This window comes from Kluyvera sp. EC_51 (assembly GCF_019584505.1).
GTDB lineage: Bacteria > Pseudomonadota > Gammaproteobacteria > Enterobacterales > Enterobacteriaceae > Kluyvera > Kluyvera sichuanensis.
In genome coordinates, this window is sequence record NZ_VDAG01000090.1 from 1 (window position 1) to 231 (window position 231).

Here is a 231-nt window from a genome sequence, read left to right on the forward strand (position 1 = left end):
GTGTTCCGTTCACTATGTTAATCGTACCTCTTTCGCCTTTGCGGGTATGACGCCTGCCATGGCGAAGGCTATGCGACCGTCGCAGATGCTGTATATTCAGGTGGTGTAGCGCTTCGCGGCTACGAAAGTACAGCGTTTTATAAATTGTCTCAGGTGATATTCGCAGCGTTTTTTGACGTGGTTTTGTTCGCCTTAACCATCCTGATATTTGCTCTGGAGACCATTTCATCT

At 47.6% G+C, this 231-nt stretch carries 1 pseudogene; it reads right to left on the reverse strand.

From position 1 onward, the window contains the following. Positions 1–231: pseudogene (locus tag FHC49_RS16790) on the reverse strand (IS30 family transposase); the annotation flags it as partial.